This is a genomic window from Paracoccus sp. IB05 (genome assembly GCF_016405985.1).
In the GTDB taxonomy this organism is placed as follows: domain Bacteria; phylum Pseudomonadota; class Alphaproteobacteria; order Rhodobacterales; family Rhodobacteraceae; genus Pseudogemmobacter.
Genome location: NZ_JAEFCF010000020.1, coordinates 42191 through 54893, shown reverse-complemented (window position 1 = coordinate 54893; position 12703 = coordinate 42191). Strand labels below are relative to the sequence as shown.

The 12703-nt window shown below is 63.3% G+C and carries 14 protein-coding genes; 12 read left to right on the top strand and 2 right to left on the bottom strand.

Annotated elements, in window-relative coordinates:
* Positions 1 to 58 precede the first annotated feature (58 nt).
* Positions 59 to 2302, top strand: coding sequence for a phosphoenolpyruvate--protein phosphotransferase (ptsP, locus tag JC607_RS14070; protein ID WP_198837556.1), 2244 nt, complete (start codon positions 59 to 61; stop codon positions 2300 to 2302).
* Positions 2303 to 2465: 163 nt separating this feature from the next.
* Here ptsP and JC607_RS14065 read toward each other — a convergent pair whose 3' ends face one another.
* Positions 2466 to 2867: a hypothetical protein gene (locus JC607_RS14065; RefSeq protein WP_198837555.1), complete on the bottom strand. Its 402-nt coding sequence runs from the start codon at positions 2865 to 2867 to the stop codon at positions 2466 to 2468.
* A 169-nt stretch (positions 2868 to 3036) separates the two neighbouring features.
* Between JC607_RS14065 and JC607_RS14060 the strand changes: the two genes are divergently transcribed.
* On the top strand, positions 3037 to 4353 hold the full coding sequence (locus tag JC607_RS14060) for a TCR/Tet family MFS transporter (protein ID WP_198837554.1): 1317 nt from the start codon (positions 3037 to 3039) through the stop codon (positions 4351 to 4353).
* Entirely contained in the window at positions 4350 to 5582 is a 1233-nt protein-coding gene (locus JC607_RS14055; protein WP_198837553.1) for a DegT/DnrJ/EryC1/StrS aminotransferase family protein, read from the top strand. The genes JC607_RS14060 and JC607_RS14055 overlap by 4 nt, the downstream gene beginning before the upstream one ends.
* A gap of 198 nt (positions 5583 to 5780) precedes the next feature.
* On the opposite strand, the gene JC607_RS14050 is transcribed toward JC607_RS14055, so the two are convergent.
* The gene (locus JC607_RS14050) at positions 5781 to 6245 is read right to left on the bottom strand and encodes a hypothetical protein (protein ID WP_198837552.1); all 465 of its coding nucleotides are present in this window, start codon (positions 6243 to 6245) and stop codon (positions 5781 to 5783) included.
* A gap of 373 nt (positions 6246 to 6618) precedes the next feature.
* On the opposite strand from JC607_RS14050, the gene JC607_RS14045 reads away from it, so the two are divergent.
* The 9 genes from JC607_RS14045 to nuoF all read left to right on the top strand — a co-directional run bounded on the left by JC607_RS14045 (position 6619) and on the right by nuoF (position 12702).
* Positions 6619 to 6984, top strand: coding sequence for an NADH-quinone oxidoreductase subunit A (locus JC607_RS14045; protein ID WP_092896257.1), 366 nt, complete (start codon positions 6619 to 6621; stop codon positions 6982 to 6984).
* On the top strand, positions 6975 to 7523 hold the full coding sequence (locus tag JC607_RS14040) for an NADH-quinone oxidoreductase subunit B family protein (protein WP_172361806.1): 549 nt from the start codon (positions 6975 to 6977) through the stop codon (positions 7521 to 7523). The genes JC607_RS14045 and JC607_RS14040 overlap by 10 nt, the downstream gene beginning before the upstream one ends.
* A gap of 5 nt (positions 7524 to 7528) precedes the next feature.
* The gene (locus JC607_RS14035; RefSeq protein ID WP_198837551.1) at positions 7529 to 8137 is read left to right on the top strand and encodes an NADH-quinone oxidoreductase subunit C; all 609 of its coding nucleotides are present in this window, start codon (positions 7529 to 7531) and stop codon (positions 8135 to 8137) included.
* Entirely contained in the window at positions 8134 to 9402 is a 1269-nt protein-coding gene (locus JC607_RS14030; protein WP_370584809.1) for an NADH-quinone oxidoreductase subunit D, read from the top strand. The genes JC607_RS14035 and JC607_RS14030 overlap by 4 nt, the downstream gene beginning before the upstream one ends.
* Positions 9399 to 9674 (top strand): hypothetical protein, encoded by a 276-nt coding sequence (locus JC607_RS14025; RefSeq protein WP_198837550.1) that lies wholly within the window; start codon positions 9399 to 9401, stop codon positions 9672 to 9674. Before JC607_RS14030 ends, JC607_RS14025 begins: the two co-directional genes overlap by 4 nt.
* Positions 9674 to 9967, top strand: a complete 294-nt coding sequence (locus JC607_RS14020) for a hypothetical protein (RefSeq protein WP_198837549.1) — start codon at positions 9674 to 9676, stop codon at positions 9965 to 9967. The genes JC607_RS14025 and JC607_RS14020 overlap by 1 nt, the downstream gene beginning before the upstream one ends.
* Positions 9968 to 10078: 111 nt before the next feature.
* Positions 10079 to 11158 (top strand): NADH-quinone oxidoreductase subunit NuoE, encoded by a 1080-nt coding sequence (nuoE, locus tag JC607_RS14015; protein WP_198837548.1) that lies wholly within the window; start codon positions 10079 to 10081, stop codon positions 11156 to 11158.
* An 11-nt stretch (positions 11159 to 11169) separates the two neighbouring features.
* Complete coding sequence (locus JC607_RS14010; protein ID WP_198837547.1) at positions 11170 to 11391, top strand: DUF5337 domain-containing protein; 222 nt, start codon at positions 11170 to 11172, stop codon at positions 11389 to 11391.
* 12 nt (positions 11392 to 11403) lie between these two features.
* Positions 11404 to 12702 carry an NADH-quinone oxidoreductase subunit NuoF gene (gene nuoF / locus JC607_RS14005; protein WP_198837546.1) on the top strand — a complete coding sequence of 433 codons (1299 nt, stop codon included), beginning with the start codon at positions 11404 to 11406 and terminating at the stop codon, positions 12700 to 12702.
* The last annotated feature ends 1 nt before the right edge of the window (position 12703 follow it).

Here is a 12703-nt window from a genome sequence, read left to right as displayed (position 1 = left end):
GGTCTAAGGGGCGAAACTGATCCCGGATCAGCTCATCGACGGAGGTCGCGCCCCGATCATGCCCGAACGGACCGAGAGTGAGAGCCGCAGGCTGCTGCGGCGGTTGCGCGATGTGCTTGCCATGCCCGGAAAGGGCCAGGACCGGCTGGATCGCATCACCCATCTGATCGCCGATTCCATGGCGACCGAGGTCTGTTCGATCTATCTGTTCCGCGATGAGGAAACGCTTGAGCTCTTCGCCACCGAAGGGCTGAAGAAATCCGCGGTCCACAAGACGCGGATGCGGCTCGGCGAGGGGCTGGTGGGGCGTGTGGCGCGCACAGGCCTGCCGGTGAACACCGCCGATGCGCCTTCGGAAAAGGGATTCCGTTTCATGCCCGAGACCGGCGAGGAGATCTTCTCGTCTTTCCTCGGTGTGCCGTTGCAGCGGGTGGGCGAGAAGCTGGGCGTGCTGGTCGTGCAGTCGAAAGAGGCGCGGGTGTTCTCCGAAGACGAGCTGGATGCGCTGGAAGTGGTGGCCATGGTGCTGGCCGAGATGACGGAACTGGGCGCCTTTGCCGGCGATGATGGCGGCGGGCGCCCGATCCACCGCCAGTCGCTGATGTTTCGCGGCACCTCCGGCCAGGAGGGCGCCTCCGAGGGCAAGGTCTGGCTGCATGAGCCGCGGGTGGTGGTGACCAACCCGGTCGCCGATGATCCTTTGCTGGAAATCGACCGGATCCGCGATGCGGTGGGGCGGCTCCGGATTTCGATCGATGATCTGCTGGAGGCCGAGCAGCTTGACAAGGACCAGAAGCAGGTTCTGGAAGCCTATCGCATGTTCGCTCATTCGCGCGGCTGGCTGAAGCGGATGGAGGAAGACATCACCCTGGGCCTTTCGGCCGAGGCGGCGGTCGAAAAAGAACAATCGGCGGCGCGGGCGCGGCTGGAACAGGTGCCGGATGCCTATCTGCGCGAACGCTTGCAGGATCTTGACGATCTGTCGAACCGGCTCCTCAGGATCCTGACCGGCCAGGGCGCCGATACCGGGGCGGCGATGCCGGAAAACCCGATCCTGATTGCCCGCAATATCGGCCCGGCGGAACTGCTGGAATATGGCCGCCGGCTGAAAGGCGTGGTGCTGGAGGAAGGCTCGGTCGGCTCTCATGCCGCGATTGTCGCGCGCGCGCTGTCGATCCCGCTGGTGATCCATGCCGAAAGGATCAGCGCCGAGGCACTTAATGGTGATAATATCCTGGTGGATGGTGATCAGGGTATCGTGCATCTTCGGCCCGATGAAACCGTTTCGCGCGCCTTCCGGGACAAGATCGCTATGCAGGCCGAAGCCCAGAAACGCTATGCCTCGCTGAAAGGCCTGCCGGCCCAGGCGAAATGCGGCGCGGTGATCTCGTTGCTGATGAATGCCGGGCTGATGGCGGATCTGCCGAGCCTTGAAGGATCGGGCGCCGAAGGGGTCGGGCTGTTCCGCACCGAATTGCAGTTCCTGATCCGCAATAAGATGCCGAAACGGGCCGAGCTCGCCTCGCTTTACACCCGGGTGCTGGAGGCGGCCGGCGGGCGGCGGGTCGCCTTCAGGACGCTGGATATCGGGTCGGACAAGGTGCTGCCCTATATGAAGCCGAATGACGAGCCCAATCCCGCGATGGGCTGGCGCGCGATCCGGGTGGGGCTGGATAAGCCGGGGGTTTTGCGCATGCAGATGCAGGCGCTGATCCGGGCGGCAGCGGGGCGGCCCCTGACCGTGATGTTCCCCTTCGTCGCGGAATATGGCGAGTTCATGCAGGCGCGCGCCCAGGCCCTGCGCGAGATCCACCGTGAGAAATCGCTGGGCCATCCCGTGCCGGAGACGCTTGAGATCGGGGCGATGTGCGAGACGCCCTCGCTGGTCTTCGCGCCGAAGGCGTTTTTTGAACAGGTGGATTTTGTCTCGGTCGGGGGCAATGACCTGAAACAGTTCTTCTTTGCGGCAGATCGCGAGAATGAACGGGTGCGCAAACGCTATGACACGCTGAATGTCAGTTTCCTGACCTTCCTCGAGCAGATCATCGCGCGCTGCGCCGAGACCGCGACACCCTTGTCGTTTTGCGGCGAGGATGCCGGGCGGCCGGTCGAGGCGCTGGTGCTGGCGGCGCTTGGATTCCGGTCGCTGTCGATGCGGCCGGCCTCGGTCGGGCCGGTCAAGGCGCTGATCCGCAGTGTCGATCTGGGCGAGGTGCGGGCGGTGATCGAGGCGGGGCGTGCGGCGGGGGAGGAAACGATCCGGCCGCGGCTGATGGCCTGGCTGGCGACACAGCCGGCCTGACCAGGCAGAACCCGGGAAGGTGAGGGGGGCCAGCTCCGCCCCCCCCGCGGCCAGGGCCGCGCTCCCCCCGGGATGTTTAAGGACAGATGAAAAGCGCGGCGCGAAAGCCGGAGCCGCAATGGATCGGGCCGCGAGAGGCGGGTTCAGGGATATGAGCGGCTGGTCAGAGGAAGGTCTTGCCGCACCAGGGCGCGGTTTCGTCGAATTCCGTCATGAGCTGCGGCAGGCTCTTGCGGCTGAGCAGTTTCTCGAACCGCTGGCCCATGGCCTGGACTTTCTGATCCCTGGTGCCTGGGACATAATCGAGCATCCGGACCGAGGCGGCCTGTGCCCCGCTGTAATCGGCGCGGGTGATATAGCCGGCCTGATAAAGCTCCTCCGAGGCGATGAACAGGAGCGCGGCGCAATGCAGCGCCTGGGCGGCGCGGCCCTGGATCACCAGGTCGGCCTTGACCGGCACGGCAAAGCCCAGCACCAGCGAAGACGCTGCGGCGAGGGCGAGGAGGCGGGGAAAGCCGCGATGGCGGAGCGCGGGGCGGAAGGGGCGGAAACGGGCAAAGCGCATCGGGGAAAACCTCTCCTGTATTCTGCCCGCAAATCTCGCATGGCGGGCAGGCCCGGGTCCAATGACGAAAACCGTCATCTTGCGGTGATTTGACAAAGCAGAGGCACGGGGGCAGGGTCTGGCGCCTGCGCCTGGCCGTTTCCGGCGCCCTCTCTCGCCCTGGTGTGATATGCCCGCCGACAGCCAGAATTTTGCCGCCGAACCTGCGCCCTCCCCATCCTCGCAGCCTTTGCCCGGACCCGCATCGAAACATGCGGTCACCTTTGTTCTGATCACGGTTTTTCTGGATATGATGGGCTTTGGCATCATCATGCCGGTTCTGCCGCGGCTGATCGAAGAGGTGGGCCATGTCGGGCTTGACCGCGCGTCAGAGATCGGGGGCTGGATGTTTGCGGCCTTTGCGGTCTCGCAATTCATCTGCTCGCCGCTGGCGGGGAACCTGTCCGACCGCTTTGGCCGCAGGCCGCTTCTGTTGCTGGCGGTGTTCGGTCTGGGGGCGGATTTCCTGCTTTCGGCCTGGGCGCCGACGCTGTTCTGGCTGTTTGTCGGGCGCGTGCTCGCCGGGGTCTGCGGTTCGAGCTGGGTCATCGCCAATGCCTATATCGCCGATGTGACCGCGCCCGAAGACCGCGCCCGCGCCTTCGGGCTGATGGGCGCGGCCTTTGGCGTGGGCTTTGTGATCGGGCCTGCGATCGGCGGCCTGCTGGGCGAGATCGGCACCCGCATTCCCTTTATCGTCGCCGCCTGCGTCTCGTTCCTGAACTTCACCTATGGCTGGTTCGTGCTGCCTGAAAGCCTCAGCCCCGCAAAACGCCGCCGGTTCGAGCTGGCGCGCGCCAATCCCTTTGGCGCCTTCCGGGTGTTTCGCACCTATCCGGGGGCGGTGCCGCTCTGCGTGGTGCTGTTCGTCTTCTTCTTCGCCTCCTCGGTCTATCCGGCAATCTGGACCTTCTGGGGCATGGCGAAATTCGGCTGGTCCGAGGGCATGGTCGGGCTGACGCTGGCCGTGTTCGGCCTGGTGATGGCGGGGTTCCAGGGCGGGCTGACCGGGGTCTTCGTGCGCCGGTTTGGCGAGCATCGCACCGCACTGATCGGCCTCGTCTGCGCCAGCATCGCGGCCACAGGCTACGGGCTTGCCGGCGGGCTGGGCGTGGTGGTCTTTTTGATGTTCGTCCACGGGCCCGAGGGCCTGGTGCATCCGATGATTATGGCGATCATGTCCCGCCAGGTGCCCGAAAACGCACAGGGCGAGCTGCAGGGCGGTATTTCCGCCATCACCAATATCGCGATGCTGTTCGGCACGGTTTTCTTCTCGCAGATCTTCGGGCATTTCATGGCCGAGGGCCGCGAATGGCAATCGCCGGATGTGGCCTATTGGGTGGCAGGGGCCTGCCTCGCGCTTGCGCTTGTGCTGTTCATATGGCTGACAGGGACGACGGGGCGGAGCGCGACGGGGCGCAACACAGCAGAGGCAGCAGATAAATGAGCGAGCGGTTCAGCGGCAGTTTCACCCAGCAAGAGCCGATCCCGGAGGCAGGGATCGCGGCGGCGCTGGCGGTTTTGCGCCACGGACGGCTGCATCGCTACAATACGCAAGGCGACGAGACCGCCGAAGCCGCGCTGCTTGAGGAAGAATTCGCGGCTTTCACCGGGGCGCGCTATTGTCTCGGCGTGGCCTCCGGCGGCTATGCGATGGGCTGCGCGCTCCGGGCCGTGGGGCTGGAACATGGCGAGGCGGTTCTGACCAATGCTTTCACACTCGCCCCGGTGCCGGGCGCGATCCAGGCCGCCGGCGGGCATCCGGTCTTTGTCGAGATCACCGAAGACCTGGTGCTGGATTTCGACGATCTGGCGGCGAAAGCCCGGGCAACCGGCGCGCGGATCCTGCTTTTGTCGCATATGCGCGGCCATAGCTGCGATATGGAGGCGCTGATGGCGCTTTGTGGCACGCTTGGCCTGATCGTGATCGAGGATTGCGCCCATACGATGGGGGCGGAATGGAACGGGGTCGCCTCGGGGCGGCATGGGCTGATCGGCTGCTATTCGACCCAGACCTATAAGCATATGAATTCTGGCGAAGGCGGGCTCCTGATCACGGATGATGCGGATATCGCTGCAAAAATGATCCTGCTCTCAGGCAGTTACATGCTCTATGCCCGGCACCGCGCCGCGCCCGGGCCCGAAGCGTTCAGGGACATCAGGCTTGATATCCCGAATGTCTCGGGGCGGATGGACAATCTGCGCGCGGCGATCCTGCGGCCCCAGGTCGGGCTGCTGGCGGAACGCCGCGCCCGCTGGACCGCGCTTTACGAGACGATGGAGCAGGGCCTCGCCGATACGCCCGGCCTCAGACTGATCCGGCGCCCCGTGGCCGAGCGCCATGTCGGATCGTCCTTCCAGTTCGCGCTGCCCGACTGGGAGGCCGCGCGGATCGGGATGCTCCTGTCGCGCTGCATCGCGCGGGGGGTGGAGCTGAAATGGTTCGGGGTCGAAGAGCCGGTCGCCTTCACCTCGCGCTATCCGCATTGGCGCTATGCCGGCGAACAGCATTGCCCGAAGACCGACCGCATCCTCGCCGGCCTTGCGGATATGCGGCTGCCACTGACCTTTTCGGTGGAGGACGCGGATCTGATCGCCCGCATCATCCGGGAAGAGGTGCTGATCACCGGCCAGGCCGAACATTTCGACGCAGGCGAAGCGCCGGTGATCGAATGAGCGCTGCCCGTATCCCGGGGCCTTGCTCTGGTCCGCAGGGGCTTTGACCCCTGACTGGCCCTTGGGATGATCCGCTCCGGTTGCGGATGGCACGTGCGGGCCCAAGGCGCCAAAGATCCGGGCCAGATATTCGACGCCAGATTTGTCACGCCAGTTCCCCGACGTAAAAACAGGCTCAAGTAACCCGCGGCACTGGCTTTATTGCGGGTAGGGGCTTTCGCCGCCAAGTGAGTCATTGGTGTGCCCGATCAGCACCTCGCACAGGCAGGTCTCGGTGGTGCAGGCATCGCGGTCGGCGATAAAGGTCTCGTCGCGCGGTGGATTGCTGTGATCTGTCTCGGTGCCGGTCGCGTTTTCCAGCGCATAGACCCAGGCCGCGTCATCGAGATTGCCCATCAGCCAGAGCTCCTGCTCATCCTCATAGAGGCTGTCGCACATCAGCCGATGCGCGGGCAGCCTGGCCGGGGTCTCGCAATCGATGTCGGGGGCAATCGGATAGTTCTCGCCAAAGCGCAGGAGGCTCTCTTGCAGCGCCCGGATGCTGATCCCGCAAATCCCTTGGGCGAGGGCTGGCGAGAGGCTGAGGGCAAAGCCCGCCAGCAGGGCGATGAAGGGGGCTGCGCGACGTACCGGCAGGGGGCGGTTCCGGAGAGGGGAAGGCATTGCGATGCTCCGCTGTTGATCGGGATGAACCAATGCGACCGGGGCGCTCCGGTCAAGGTCAGGAATGGCAGCGGATAATTTCTTACTGTTTTTCATGGGAATACAGGAGCTAATCGCTTTCGTGATTCCTTTGCCTGCGACTTTCTGACGCCGGGGTCAGCAACTGTGCCGCGATGCAGCACCGGCATAAATTCTTTTTAGGATGCGGTCGCATGCAACGCAGCAAAACAAGGGTGATCCCCCTTCGGAAGGGTGGGAAAACCCCTCTCCCTCGGTTGACCCCGGGCGGGGGCAGGGGTAAAGCGAACCAATGAGTGCAAGCGGGTCGAAAAAGGGTCCGCAGGCTCGCTGACGCCAGCTGAAGGAGCATCTCGTGGACACGCTTCTCCGAGAGTATCTTCCGATTGTCATTCTGCTCGTGATCGCGGTGGGGCTTGGCCTCGTCCTGATCCTCGCTGCTGCGGTGATCGCAATCCGGAACCCGGACCCTGAAAAGGTCTCGGCCTATGAATGCGGGTTTAACGCATTCGATGACGCCAGGATGAAATTCGATGTCCGGTTCTATCTGGTCTCGATCCTGTTCATCATCTTTGACCTTGAGGTCGCCTTCCTCTTCCCCTGGGCGCTTGCGTTCAGCGAGATCTCGATGACCGCGTTCTGGTCGATGATGGTGTTCCTTGGCGTGCTGACCATCGGCTTCGCCTATGAATGGAAGAAGGGAGCTCTCGAATGGGAGTGATGCCGGGTAAAGTGCAGACGGGAGCCAACACGGTGGGGCTGGACCGCGACGGCGATGTCGCGGCCTTCTCGCGCGATCTGCAGGATAAAGGCTTCCTGCTGACCTCGACCGAGGATGTGATCAACTGGGCCCGGATCGGATCTTTGCACTGGATGACCTTTGGTCTGGCCTGCTGCGCGGTCGAGATGATCCAGATGTCGATGCCGCATTACGACGTGGAACGCTTTGGCATGGCGCCGCGCGCCTCGCCCCGGCAGTCGGATCTGATGATCGTGGCCGGCACGCTGACGAACAAGATGGCGCCCGCTTTGCGCAAGGTCTATGACCAGATGCCCGAGCCGCGCTATGTCGTCTCGATGGGCAGCTGCGCCAATGGTGGTGGGTATTACCATTACAGCTATTCGGTGGTGCGCGGCTGTGACCGTGTGGTGCCGGTCGATGTCTATGTGCCGGGCTGCCCGCCTACGGCCGAGGCGCTGCTTTATGGCTTGTTGCAATTGCAGCGGAAGATCCGCCGCACCGGCACTCTGGTGAGGTGAACAGGATGTCTGACGCGCTGAACGAACTCGGAGCCACCATCGCCCTGCGCCAGCCCGACGCGGTGCTGTCGCATTCCGTGGCCCATGGCGAGCTGACGCTGCTGGCGACGCCGGCGCATCTTCTTGCGCTGATTGAATATCTGCGGGACGAGGCGACCTGTCGCTTTTCGACGCTGATCGACATCACGGCGGTCGATTATCCGGAACGCCCGGCGCGGTTCGATGTCGTCTACCATTTCCTGTCGATGTATCGGAACCAGCGCATCCGCGTGAAAGTCGCGCTGCGCGAAGAGGAAATGATCCCCTCGCTCACGAGCCTGCATCCAGGTGCCAACTGGTTCGAGCGCGAGACCTTCGACATGTTCGGGATCATCTTCCAGGGCCATCCCGACCTGCGCCGCATCCTCACCGATTACGGTTTCCGTGGCCATCCGCTGCGCAAGGACTTCCCCACCACCGGCTATGTCGAAGTGCGCTATGACGAAGTGCAGAAGCGCGTCGTCTATGAGCCGGTGAAGCTGGTGCAGGAATATCGCCAGTTCGACTTCATGTCGCCCTGGGAAGGCGCGGAATATATCCTTCCGGGCGACCAGAAAGCGGAGGCACCGAAATGATGGACGGCACCGGCAACGGCCTTGGCTCGCAGGATATGCGCCGGAACTTCTATGATGACGGCTCGATGGATATCGAGACGTCCGAGCAGCGGATCCGCAATTTCAACATCAACTTCGGCCCGCAGCACCCTGCGGCCCATGGTGTGTTGCGTCTGGTACTGGAGCTGGATGGCGAGATCGTCGAACGCGCCGACCCGCATATCGGCCTCTTGCATCGCGGCACAGAGAAGCTGATGGAAAGCAGGACATACCTGCAGAACCTGCCCTATTTCGACCGCCTCGACTATGTGGCGCCGATGAACCAGGAACATGCCTGGTGTCTGGCGATTGAAAAGCTGACCGGCACTGTGGTGCCGCGCCGCGCCAGCCTGATCCGGGTGCTCTATTCGGAAATCGGCCGCATCCTGAACCATCTGATGAACGTCACCACCGGCGCGATGGATGTCGGCGCCCTGACACCGCCGCTCTGGGGTTTCACCGCCCGCGAAGAGCTGATGCAGTTCTACGAGCGCGCCTGTGGCGCCCGTCTGCACGCCGCCTATTTCCGCCCCGGTGGCGTCCACCAGGATCTGCCGCCGAAGCTGATCGACGATATCGAGGCATGGTCGCAGACCTTCCCGAAACTGGTCGATGACCTTGACGGGCTGATCACCGAGAACCGCATCTTCAAACAGCGCACCGTCGATATCGCGACCGTGTCGGAACAGGACGCGCTGGACTGGGGCTTCTCGGGTGTAATGGTGCGCGGATCGGGCCTCGCCTGGGACCTTCGCCGTGCGCAGCCCTATGAATGCTATGACGAATTCACCTTCCAGGTGCCGGTCGGCAAGAATGGCGACTGCTATGACCGCTATCTCTGCCGGATGCTGGAGATGCGGGAATCTGTCAAGATCATCCAGCAGGCCATCGCGAAACTGCGCGAGCCTGCGGCCCAGACCGATGTGATGGCGCGCGGCAAGCTGTCGCCGCCGAAGCGCGGCGAGATGAAGACCTCGATGGAGGCGCTCATCCACCATTTCAAACTCTATACCGAAGGCTTCCACGTCCCCGCGGGCGAGGTCTATGCCGCGGTCGAGGCGCCCAAGGGCGAATTCGGCGTCTTCCTCGTGGCAGATGGTACGAACAAGCCTTACCGCGCCAAGATCCGCGCGCCGGGCTATGCCCATCTCCAGGCGATGGATTACCTTGGCAAGGGCCACCAGCTGGCCGATGTCTCGGCGATCATTGCGACGATGGATATCGTGTTTGGTGAGGTGGACAGATGACGGCACGTTTCGCGGCGGCTCTTCTGGCGCTGGCCCTGCCGGTCGCGGGCTTTGCCCAGACCACTGAACTCGGGGAAGAGGCAAAGCAGGTCGCCGCCGCCATTGCGGCAGAGGGCTGTGTGCTGACCCAGGCCAATAATGACGCCGTTCAGAACCGCCTGACCGGGATGAATGACGAGAGCGCCATGGCGGCCTCGGTTCAGCTGATCATCGGCGGTTTCCTTTTGGAAGAGGGCGAGGGCGCCTTCCGCCTCAAGGGGCTTGGCTGCTGATGCTGTATCGTCTTGCCCCCCTTGCCGTGATGCTGCTGGCCGGGCCCGCGCTTCTCCCGGCGTCTGCTCAGGAGGCGCCGCCCGCCGGCACCGACTGGAAGGCGCTTCTGACGGAGACGCTTGAAGCCCATGGCTGCACGATGACCGAGGAAGAAGCGACGACCCTCTTGCCGCCGCTTGGGTTCAGCGACGACTGGACCGCCGTGGTCGTCGAAGAAATGCTTGCCGACGGATCGGCGGAGCTGGACGAGAATACCTGGGCCCTCACCGTGAAAACGGAGAAATGCCCCTGATGCTGCTGGTCGGGCTCATCCCTGTTTTGGTCCTGACCCCCTTCTTTGTGCATGGTCCCTTCGGGCTCCTGTACATCAAAGCCGTTTTTTCTTTCGTCGGGATCATCTGACATGCTGCGCCGCCTTTACCACGAGCAACCTGCGAGTTTCGCCTTCACGCCCGCCAACCTGGCCTGGGCCGAGGGGCAGATCAGCAAATATCCCGAAGGGCGCCAGGCCTCGGCGGTCATTCCGCTGTTGTGGCGGGCGCAGGAGCAGGAAGGCTGGCTGACCAGGCCCGCGATCGAATATATCGCGACCATGCTGGGTATGGCGAATATCCGCGTGCTTGAGGTCGCGACCTTCTACTTCATGTTCCAGCTGCAACCGGTTGGCTCTGTTGCGAATATCCAGATCTGCGGCACCACTTCCTGCATGATCTGCGGCGCAGAAGAGCTGATCGAGGTCTGCAAAGAGCTGATCGCACCGGCGCCGCATACGGTTTCCGCCGATGGCAAATTCAGCTGGGAAGAGGTCGAATGCCTCGGTGCCTGCGCCAATGCGCCGATGGCCCAGATCGGCAAGGATTACTATGAGGACCTGACGCCCACGGCGCTGCGCGGGCTGATCGCGCGCTTCCGCGACGGCGAAGTGCCGCAGCCCGGCTCCCAAAGCGGCCGCTATTCGTCGGAGCCGGTCACCGGCCTGACCTCGCTGGCCGATTATAAGGGCAAGGGTCTGGCGCTGAACGGATCGGTGCAGCGCGCGGTGGATATCGGCGAGACGGTCAAACGGATCGACGGCACCGAAGAGGCGCTGAACCTGTCCTGGATCCGCAATCGCGAGGGCGGGGTGGCGCTGGCCGAAAAGCCCGCCGCTGAGCCTGCCGCGAAACCGGCGGAACCGGTGACGGGAGTGGCGGCAGAGGGCAAACAGCCCGAAGCGCTGCGCGGGCCGCGGGGCGGCGAGGCGGATAACCTCAAGGAAATCGAAGGCATCGGTCCGGTGCTGGAACGGCTCTGCCATGAGCTCGGCTTTTTCCATTTCGACCAGATTGCCGGCTGGAGCGATGACGAAGTCACCTGGGTTGACCAGAATCTCAAGGGCTTCAAAGGCCGCGTGACCCGTGACAAATGGGTGGCGCAGGCGAAACTGATTTTGGCTGAAGGTCTGGACGCATTCCGCATCCGGGCAAAGACCAACGATTACTGAGGGCAGGGGGCATGACAGGGCCATCGGCACATGACATCAAGCGCGGGCGCCAGGTGCGCCTTGTGGCTGTTGTCATTGCGGCGACGATGATCCTGTGGATGGGCGGGCAATGGCTCGGCGGGCATTTCGGCTGGGAGACGCGGTTTGTCTTCCTCTTCGATCTCGCAGCGATTGCCGGTTTCATCTGGGCCCTGGCCGTGACGTATCAGATCTGGCGCGGGCGCCGGGCGTAAGGAGAGCGAGCGATGCTCAAGGATCAGGACCGCATCTTCACGAACCTCTACGGGATGCATGACCGCACTCTCAAAGGGGCAATGGCGCGCGGCCATTGGGATGGCACGGCGGATATCATGTCCAAAGGCCGTGACTGGATCGTGGATGAGATGAAGAAGTCGGGCCTGCGCGGGCGCGGCGGTGCGGGCTTCCCGACGGGGATGAAATGGTCCTTCATGCCGAAGGTCTCGGATGGGCGTCCGGCCTATCTGGTGGTCAATGCCGACGAATCCGAACCCGCGACCTGCAAAGACCGCGAAATCATGCGCCATGATCCGCATACGCTGATCGAAGGCTGCCTGATCGCCGGTTTCGCGATGAATGCGGTGGCCGCCTATATCTATATCCGTGGTGAATATGTCCGCGAGAAAGAGGCGCTGCAGGCCGCGATCGACGAGGCCTATGATGCCGGCCTGATTGGGCGCAATGCCTCGAAATCCGGTTATGATTTCGACGTTTACCTGCATCATGGGGCAGGGGCCTATATCTGCGGCGAGGAAACCGCGCTGCTTGAAAGCCTTGAAGGCCGCAAGGGCATGCCCCGGATGAAGCCGCCTTTCCCGGCAGGGGCGGGTCTTTATGGCTGCCCGACCACGGTGAACAACGTCGAATCCATCGCGGTGGCGCCGACCATCCTGCGCCGTGGCGGCGAATGGTTCGCGGGCTTTGGCCGTCCGAACAATGCCGGCGTGAAGCTTTTCGCTATGTCGGGCCATGTGAATGCGCCCTGCGTGATCGAAGAATCGATGTCGATCCCGATGCGCGAGCTGATCGAGAAACATGGCGGCGGCGTGCGCGGTGGCTGGAAGAACCTGAAAGCGGTGATCCCGGGCGGTGCATCCTGCCCGATCCTCACCGCCGATATGTGCGAAAACGCCATCATGGATTATGACGGCATGCGCGAGCTGAAATCCTCCTTCGGCACCGCCTGCATGATCGTGATGGACCAGTCGACCGACGTGATCAAAGCGATCTGGCGCCTGTCGAAATTCTTCAAACATGAAAGCTGCGGCCAGTGCACGCCGTGCCGCGAAGGCACCGGCTGGATGATGCGGGTGATGGACCGTCTGGTGACCGGCGATGCCGAGGTCGAAGAGATCGACATGCTGTTTGAGGTCACCAAACAGGTCGAAGGTCACACGATCTGCGCCCTTGGCGACGCTGCTGCCTGGCCGATCCAGGGTCTGATCCGCAATTTCCGCGAGGAAATCGAAGATCGTATCAAGGCAAAACGCACCGGCCGTATCTCGGCCGCGCTGGCTGCGGAATAAT

Bases quoted from the DNA above. Each gene is read 5' to 3' on its own strand.
- JC607_RS14040 (WP_172361806.1), top strand. From the start codon at position 6,975: ATGGGAGTGATGCCGGGTAAAGTGCAGACGGGAGCCAACACGGTGGGG.
- JC607_RS14030 (WP_370584809.1), top strand. From the start codon at position 8,134: ATGATGGACGGCACCGGCAACGGCCTTGGCTCGCAGGATATGCGCCGG.
- nuoE (WP_198837548.1), top strand. From the start codon at position 10,079: ATGCTGCGCCGCCTTTACCACGAGCAACCTGCGAGTTTCGCCTTCACG.
- JC607_RS14020 (WP_198837549.1), top strand. From the start codon at position 9,674: ATGCTGTATCGTCTTGCCCCCCTTGCCGTGATGCTGCTGGCCGGGCCC.
- nuoF (WP_198837546.1), top strand. From the start codon at position 11,404: ATGCTCAAGGATCAGGACCGCATCTTCACGAACCTCTACGGGATGCAT.
- JC607_RS14035 (WP_198837551.1), top strand. From the start codon at position 7,529: ATGTCTGACGCGCTGAACGAACTCGGAGCCACCATCGCCCTGCGCCAG.
- JC607_RS14055 (WP_198837553.1), top strand. From the start codon at position 4,350: ATGAGCGAGCGGTTCAGCGGCAGTTTCACCCAGCAAGAGCCGATCCCG.
- ptsP (WP_198837556.1), top strand. From the start codon at position 59: ATGCCCGAACGGACCGAGAGTGAGAGCCGCAGGCTGCTGCGGCGGTTG.
- JC607_RS14050 (WP_198837552.1), bottom strand. From the start codon at position 6,245: ATGCCTTCCCCTCTCCGGAACCGCCCCCTGCCGGTACGTCGCGCAGCC.
- JC607_RS14060 (WP_198837554.1), top strand. From the start codon at position 3,037: ATGCCCGCCGACAGCCAGAATTTTGCCGCCGAACCTGCGCCCTCCCCA.
- JC607_RS14065 (WP_198837555.1), bottom strand. From the start codon at position 2,867: ATGCGCTTTGCCCGTTTCCGCCCCTTCCGCCCCGCGCTCCGCCATCGC.
- JC607_RS14025 (WP_198837550.1), top strand. From the start codon at position 9,399: ATGACGGCACGTTTCGCGGCGGCTCTTCTGGCGCTGGCCCTGCCGGTC.
- JC607_RS14010 (WP_198837547.1), top strand. From the start codon at position 11,170: ATGACAGGGCCATCGGCACATGACATCAAGCGCGGGCGCCAGGTGCGC.